At 33.0% G+C, this 6,365-nt stretch carries 6 protein-coding genes; 2 read left to right on the top strand and 4 right to left on the bottom strand.

From position 1 onward, the window contains the following. Positions 1-67 precede the first annotated feature (67 nt). Positions 68-2,119: an elongation factor G gene (locus ACT8VG_RS06210; protein ID WP_444195424.1), complete on the top strand. Its 2,052-nt coding sequence runs from the start codon at positions 68-70 to the stop codon at positions 2,117-2,119. Positions 2,120-2,158: 39 nt separating this feature from the next. On the opposite strand, the gene ACT8VG_RS06205 is transcribed toward ACT8VG_RS06210, so the two are convergent. Further along, a complete protein-coding gene (locus tag ACT8VG_RS06205; protein WP_444195423.1) occupies positions 2,159-3,274 on the bottom strand; it encodes a hypothetical protein in 1,116 nt (371 codons plus the stop codon). Beyond that, positions 3,267-3,719 (bottom strand): RNA polymerase sigma factor, encoded by a 453-nt coding sequence (locus tag ACT8VG_RS06200; RefSeq protein WP_117458819.1) that lies wholly within the window; start codon positions 3,717-3,719, stop codon positions 3,267-3,269. The genes ACT8VG_RS06205 and ACT8VG_RS06200 overlap by 8 nt, the downstream gene beginning before the upstream one ends. A 114-nt stretch (positions 3,720-3,833) precedes the next feature. Between ACT8VG_RS06200 and ACT8VG_RS06195 the strand changes: the two genes are divergently transcribed. Continuing rightward, a complete protein-coding gene (locus ACT8VG_RS06195) occupies positions 3,834-5,294 on the top strand; it encodes a C69 family dipeptidase (protein ID WP_432274012.1) in 1,461 nt (486 codons plus the stop codon). A 24-nt stretch (positions 5,295-5,318) separates the two neighbouring features. On the opposite strand, the gene ACT8VG_RS06190 is transcribed toward ACT8VG_RS06195, so the two are convergent. Together ACT8VG_RS06190 and ACT8VG_RS06185 are read right to left on the bottom strand one after the other, a co-directional pair. Then, positions 5,319-5,789 (bottom strand): LURP-one-related/scramblase family protein, encoded by a 471-nt coding sequence (locus tag ACT8VG_RS06190; protein ID WP_288704077.1) that lies wholly within the window; start codon positions 5,787-5,789, stop codon positions 5,319-5,321. 14 nt (positions 5,790-5,803) lie between these two features. Next, positions 5,804-6,365: toprim domain-containing protein (locus tag ACT8VG_RS06185; protein ID WP_444195422.1), on the bottom strand; the 562-nt coding region annotated here is incomplete at its 5' end.

Raw genomic sequence — 6,365 nt, 5'->3', positions numbered from 1 at the left:
ATGAATGATAAAATATTTATAAAAATTTACATTACATAGAAGTGCTTTAGAAAGGTGGTAGATGTTTATGAGAGATTATCATGCGCACGAAATTGGAAATGTAGCTGTTTTAGGACATTCTGGATGTGGTAAGACAAGTATAGTAGAAACTATGGCTTACCGCGCTGGAGCAATTGGTCAGATTGGTAATATCCAAAGTGGTAATACAATTAGTGACTATAGTGCTGAGGAAATTGCACGTCAGTCTTCTATTAATTTATCAATCGTTCCGATTGAATGGGATAACTGTAAGATTAATTTAATAGATGTTCCTGGTACTTTTGACTTCGTAGGTGAAACAGAAGCTGCTTTATCTGTTTGTGAATCTGCTTTAATTATTTGTCCAAGTTATGCGGGTATTTCAGCAGGTACCAAACAGGCAATGTATAAGGCAAGAGATAAAGGTAAGATCATCTATATTAATGGATTAGATAATCCAAATAGTGATTATCCTACAAAGCTTCAGCAGTTAAAGGATACTTATGGTAAGGGTATTGCCCCAATACAGGTACCAATCATGGTTAATAATAAGATGGTTGGTTATGTCAATGTTGCAAAGATGGAAGGACGTATGTTTGAAAATGGTCAGACGCATGTTGCCCCTATTCCTGAAGATATGATGGATGAAGTATTACCAATCAAGGCAATGATTGATGAAGCCGTGGCGAATACAAGTGATGAATTACTTGAAAAATATTTAGAAGAAGAACCTTTCACAAAAGAAGAGATTTCTAATGCATTAAGACAGGGTGTAACTGATGGTAGTTTGATTCCTGTACTTTGTGGTACTGATCGTATTGGTATTAGTATTATCTTAAATTCTATGTGTGCTTTCTTTGATTCAGCCAATCATCCAAAGAATGCACTTATTGTAAAGGATTTAAAGAAAGATGATGAAAAGATCTTAGAATGTAATGAAGATTCGCCTACAAGCTTATTTGTCTTCAAGACAATCACTGACCCATTTGTAGGTAAGACTTCTTATTTCAAAGTAACAAGTGGTACTTTATATGCAGGTATGACTCTTTATAATCCAAAAGAAAAAGAAGATGAAAAGATTGTGAAGATTTATCAGCCTATGGGTAAAAACTTGATTGAAGTAGATAAACTTCATGCAGGGGAAATTGGTGCATTTACACGTTCAACTACATGTCATACAAATGATACATTATGTGATCCACGTTCTCCTATCCTTATTCCTGATACAGAATATTCTAAACCATATTATAAGAAAGCTATTGTACCTCTTGGTAAGAGCAATGAAGAAAAGATTGCGAATGCGATTAATAGATTACTCGAAGAGGATCCTACTTTAGTTTATGAATATAACGAAGAAACAAAGCAACAATGCTTATCTGGTATTGGTGATATTCATCTTGATACAGTTCTCAATAAATTAAAAGCAAGATTTAAAGTAGAAGCAAAGTTTGAAGATGTCAAGATTCCTTATCGTGAAACAATCAAAAAGGAAGTCACTCAAAGAACAAGATATAAGAAACAGTATGGTGGTCATGGACAGTTTGGTGAAGTAGAAATTACTTTCAAACCTTCTCGTGATTATGATAAGCCTTATATTTTTAAGGAAGAAGTATTTGGTGGTGCTGTACCTCGTACTTATTTCCCTGCTGTTGAAAAGGGACTTATTGAAAGTGTAAAAGCAGGATGCTTAGGTGGTTATCCAGTATTAGGTATTGAAGCAACTCTTATTGATGGTGCCTATCATTCTGTTGACTCTTCTGAAATGGCCTTTAAGACTGCAACATCTATGTGCTTCAAGGAAGCAATGCCTAAGGCAGAGCCTGCATTACTTGAACCATATATGAAGATGAAGGTTATTATTGATGATGAGTTTACAGGTGATATTATGAGTCATTTAAATACATTACGTGCGAGAGTCATCGGTTCTGATGTATTTGAAGATGGATTAATTAAGATCATTGCAGAAGCACCTATGAGTGAAGTGATGAACTATGCAGTTGATCTTCGTTCTATGACTCAAGGTCAGGGTGTCTTTGAAATGGAATTCCTTGATTATGAATTTGCACCTGCAAATGTAGTAAAAAAGATTTTAAATAAATAATGAAGCGAGGGAGTTTAATTTTTGAACTCCCCCGCTTTTCTATTGGAACAATGATTGAAGATTGACTAAATAGCTTTGTTTATCATCATAGATGATCAATTTGTTTTCTCCTTCATATTCATAGAGTGAAATATCAACACCATTTTTAAATGGTAAAGATAATGGGACATAGCTATTCTTTTGAATATCATAGAGATAATAATTGACATGCTTATCATAGAAAGAATCTTCATTTTCATTTGTGATAAGAAGATATTGACTTGTAGAACTTGCAATTTTTATACGATAATTTTCTTCCTTTATTTCACAACTCTTTCTAGTGACATGATTAATGATTGTATTATCTACTAATTCAAATGCAGACGCAAATTCAGTAATACCATTCCATTTTTCAACCACCTTCTGCGTTGCACAATCAATCACAATCGTATAATCATCACCATAAGTAATAATATAATCATCACCATAAAATGAATGTTCATTTGATAAAGCATACCCACATATATCAGGCACAATCTTTTCTGTCTTATTGACTGTATCATAGATTGTCCAATACTCATCCTGCTTATTAATAAGTAGATAACGTCCATGAGGTGATAGGTATGGATTTACAGAACGATGATCAGTGGTTATTGCTTCAATATTTCCTGTCTTCATATTCAAGGCAATGATATCATTCTCTTTTGTAGATAAATAGACAGTATTGTTAAATATACGATTAACACCATACTCTAAATAACCTGAAAAATCATACATGAAAATATCATGATGGTAACGCACATATTTAAAAGAGAACGGCTTCTTATAAATTCCCTTATAAGTACGTGGTTTTTGTTGTTTGATTTGATTATGATTCATAAGGTAGATATTTTTTATTTTATCGTCCTTGGTATATGTATATCCAAAAGGAGCCTCACCCCAGCTGATATCCTTAAAAGCCACATTCTCAACAGGATGAATATCATCTTTAGAAAAGTGATTTGTCAGCCATTCTGACATATCAGAATGAAATGCACTGACAGTTATTAAAGAAATACATACAATAACAGCTGTTAAAACCATAGAAAATGAATAATGTTTTTTCTTTTGTGTATATGTGATCTTCTTCCAATCTTCTGGCGTTTGAATATCATCAAATTCCTTCCATTTATTCATCATCCTCACCCACTTTCTTCTTTAGTATCTCCCTTCCTCTTTTTAATCTTGATTTCACTGTATTGATATTCATCTTTAATATTTCTGAAATTTCATCTGTTTTATATCCTTCATAGTAATATAGATAAAGTACATTCTTATAACGCGTTGGCATATCTAATATCACAGGAAGCAATACATAATCCTTCTTTCCATCTTGTATAAGCACATCTTCTATATTAATTGTCTTCTTATAGAAAACACGACGATAATCCTTACATGTATTGATTGTGACACGAATCAGCCAGTGTTTTAGATAATCAGGGTCTTCTATCATGCCGTGCTTATAGAGTTTAATGAAAACTTCTTGAAAACAGTCTTTCGCATCGTCGCTATTTCTCAAATTCATGATACAAATGCGAGTCACCATATCCCCATAGGTATCAATTACATCTTCTATTGTCATGATATTTCCCTCCCTTCACTATTAATACGATGATTTCCTCCATTTGGTTGCACATATGTGCTGAATTATTTTACTTTAAGGTCTATAATAAAGTCTACAAGGAGGAGAGAATGTATGCCATGTACGACATTACTAGTAGGTAAGAATGCATCTTATGATGGTTCTACCTTAATCGCAAGAAATGATGATTCACAGTCTACAAGATTTACACCAAAGAAACTTGCAGTGATTCATCCAGAACAACAAAAAAGAGAATATGAAACAGTATTATCTCATTTAAAGATTCAATTACCTGATAATCCAATGAGATATACTGCGATGCCAAATGCCTTAAAAGGTGAAGGTATCTGGGCAGCAAGTGGAATTAATGAAGCCGAAGTCGCAATGACAGCGACAGAAACAATCACTTCTAATCCTCGTGTATTAGGGGCTGATCCACTTGTAGAATATGATGAAGAAACAAATACACCAGGCGGTATTGGTGAAGAAGATATTGTCTATCTTGTATTACCTTATATTCATAGTGCAAGAGAAGGTGTTTTAAGACTTGGTTCTTTACTAGAAAAGTATGGAACATATGAAATGAACGGAATTGCCTTCTCTGATCATGATGAAATCTGGTGGTTAGAAACTATTGGTGGTCATCATTGGATTGCAAGAAGAGTTCCTGATGATGCTTATGTTGTAATGCCTAACCAGTTAGGTATTGATACATTTGATTTAAAGGATGCTTTTACTACTCAAGAAAATCATTTATGTAGTGATGATTTAAAGGAATTTATTGAAAAGAATCATTTATGTTTGAATCTAGGTGATTCATTTAATGCACGCTATGCATTTGGTTCACATGATGATTCAGATCATGTTTACAACACACCACGTGATTGGTTTATTAGACGTTATTTAAATCCACGTACTTATAAATGGGATGGAGAAAATGCAGACTTTACACCATTTTCTGATGATATTCCTTGGACTATGGTACCTGAAAGAAAGATTACTGTTGAAGATGTAAAATATGCATTATCAACTCATTTCCAGAATACGCCTTATGATCCATATATTACGCGTGGAGATTTATCTAATAAAGGTGCATTACGTCCTGTAGGAATCAATAGAAACGACTTCTTATCTGTATTACAGGTAAGACAGGGACAGGAACCTATTGAATGGTTTACATTTGGTTCAAATGTATTCAATACACTTGTTCCATTATATATTCATATTGATACCGTACCTGAATATTACAGTAATACAACAGGTGAAGTATCTACTGATAACTTCTATTGGGCCAATAGACTTATAGGAGCTATGGCTGATGCATGTGATAAACAATCAGCCATCCATATTGAACGTTATCAAAGAGTGGTACAATCTCATTCACATCATATTATTCATACATATGATGAACTAATTGAAAAAGAAACAGATGAAGCAAGAAAAACAGAGCTAAGACATGAAGCCAATCAAAAGGCAGCTGATATGTTGAAGAAGGAAACTTCAAAGACATTACATCTTGTCTTAGATGAATTAAGCTTTACTATGAAGAATAAATTTGCCCGTTCTGATGCATAAGAAAAGAAGCCTCGGCTTCTTTTTTTAGTTATTTGAGGCTGAACACTTTTCAGCATCTATTGCTAGTACTACTAGTAATGCATAAAGTGCATCCTGGCTATTGTGAACATCAATGACATAGACATCTGTAAAATGAAATAGTTCTTTTGATATAGTCGCAATTTCATGATAAGAATCACTTATAGTGTAATTCCAGTTCATGAAATCTCCATTAATAGACCAGTCATTAAATTCTAAAACATATTTAGGAAATAAGCTGATTTTCTTTTGGAATGAACCGATATAATGATCATCTATGTAGATACTAAATCTTGGCATGAATGTCAAGATTTCTTCTTTAATGGTTGCTAGACAATGACCTGAAGGGTCATATACATCTAATTTATGACCCCATGAAAGACGACTGCTGACTTTATAGACAACCTGATCATATTCATCATAGATATCATAACTATCCATCAGACTGAAAATTCTTTGTTTTAATATAAGTTTCATATCATTTATCCTCTTTAGAATACAATTATATCATTTTCTTTATGCTTAATACCATAGACAAGATAATCATTCCAATCTTTATGCCTATAAGGATAGGCTATATCTATTTCGATAGAGGGATAGTTCTTATTTAAAATATCAACGATTGTATGAACAGCCTGTCTTCCTGCTTGATCATTGTCTAATCTTAATAAGACTCTTTCTATTGGTTGATGTTCTAAATGATAAAAGAGTGCACGATAATGAGAGACAGAATTAAGTGATAGATAATCATACTTCTTAAAGTTATTTGTAAGAGTCATTAGAGACATCATATCAATAATAGATTCAGTCACAATAAGCAGTGAAGAGTTATGCGATATATAAAAACAATGGTTATAATCATTTCCTGCCTGCTCACGCATATAGCGATTATTCTTGATACTTCCCCTTTTACTTATAAATACTGGTTGACTTCCTTTATAAGATACAAAGACAAGATTATGGTGCACTGCTTCCTGGTAGAGATAATCATGATCAATAAAATAATCAATAATATTGAGACTAATGCCTCTTTCATATAAATAATAATAGACC

The sequence above is a fragment of the Catenibacterium sp. genome, assembly GCF_052354645.1.
Classification (GTDB): Bacteria; Bacillota_I; Bacilli_A; order Erysipelotrichales; family Coprobacillaceae; genus Catenibacterium; species Catenibacterium mitsuoka_A.
Note: the sequence above shows the minus strand (reverse complement) of the source record. Positions and strands in the feature narration are given on the sequence as shown.

What these genes read in the sequence shown, in the direction of transcription:
- ACT8VG_RS06210 (WP_444195424.1), top strand. Translation starts at nt 68, where the DNA reads ATGAGAGATTATCATGCGCACGAAATTGGAAATGTAGCTGTTTTAGGA.
- ACT8VG_RS06205 (WP_444195423.1), bottom strand. Translation starts at nt 3,274, where the DNA reads ATGAATAAATGGAAGGAATTTGATGATATTCAAACGCCAGAAGATTGG.
- ACT8VG_RS06200 (WP_117458819.1), bottom strand. Translation starts at nt 3,719, where the DNA reads ATGACAATAGAAGATGTAATTGATACCTATGGGGATATGGTGACTCGC.
- ACT8VG_RS06195 (WP_432274012.1), top strand. Translation starts at nt 3,834, where the DNA reads ATGCCATGTACGACATTACTAGTAGGTAAGAATGCATCTTATGATGGT.
- ACT8VG_RS06190 (WP_288704077.1), bottom strand. Translation starts at nt 5,789, where the DNA reads ATGAAACTTATATTAAAACAAAGAATTTTCAGTCTGATGGATAGTTAT.